This is a genomic window from Oleiphilus sp. HI0125 (assembly GCF_001635355.1).
In genome coordinates this window covers 1-956 of sequence record NZ_LWGF01000833.1, presented here as the reverse complement: position 1 = coordinate 956, position 956 = coordinate 1, and the positions used below count along the sequence as shown (strand labels likewise).

Sequence of the window (956 nt, the reverse complement as noted above, 5' to 3'; positions counted from 1 at the left end):
TGACTTAGATCGCGCCATTGCCGATAGCGTCGATTATGGTCAAGTAAAAGTGCTGACAGAAAAAGGCAAAGACAAAATACTAGGCGCTTGCATTGTCGGACATCATNCTGGCGACTTGATCACCGAGTTCGTGACGGGCATGAAGCATAATCTTGGCTTAAACAAACTTCTGGGAACGATCCATATTTATCCTACCCTAGCGGAATCGAATAAATACTTAGCCGGAGAATGGAAACGCGCTAGCGTTAAACCGAGCACTCTAAAGCTGGTAGAACGATTCCACCAATGGCGTCGAGGTGCTTAGATAATACTCGGTAGAATTGCCCCTACGACAATACTGCCGGAAGCCACAAAACAACATGCACCGAAAACTTGCGACATACGAACACGAACAGCTTGCTTTCGGTCATAGAAACTCTTACGCCATTGGTTGAAAGCCGTTGGCTCACGCAAACAATAGCGCACGTCACCGTTTTCAATATCAAGCGTTTGTAGGTTCTCTGTTTCGTCTTGCTCTCGTTTAAAACGAACGATCACAAATAAGCAAACTGCAACAACGAACGACGCAATAATAATGTGCATCAAACCGATGCCTGAATCAGGAACAAGTGCTGAAATCAACATACCGCTAACAAGCAGGCTCAACATCAAACTTAATGCGACAAAAGTACGGCAATTACGCGAGTGACTTCTGCGTGACTTAGATACGTGAAGCTTAATTTTGTCGCCAATATGGAAGCGATCAGCCGCTTCAGGGTCGATACAAGTGAAGCTTACAGGGCCGTCTTCACTTCTATATTCTAGAACAGGGTAGTAACCACTTTTGGTCGTTCCACGATGAGAGGATGGTGAAAAGACATGTTGAACACTTTTAACAAGTGCATTCATTTTGTGCGTACTTTGAAGGAACCTTACATAGTCCCGCGTCAATAACAGCCCAGCAATTGCCATGGTCG

General features: G+C 45.0%; 1 protein-coding gene and 1 pseudogene. One reads left to right on the top strand and one right to left on the bottom strand.

All coding sequences use genetic code 11. The annotated features are described in order from the left end of the window. A pseudogene (locus A3762_RS13500) lies at positions 1 to 304 on the top strand (pyridine nucleotide-disulfide oxidoreductase); the annotation flags it as partial. Here A3762_RS13500 and A3762_RS13495 read toward each other — a convergent pair. Continuing rightward, the coding region (locus A3762_RS13495) for a DUF3592 domain-containing protein (RefSeq protein ID WP_068756076.1) at positions 301 to 956 on the bottom strand (656 nt) is incomplete at its 5' end. The pseudogene A3762_RS13500 and the gene A3762_RS13495 sit on opposite strands and share 4 nt — an antisense overlap.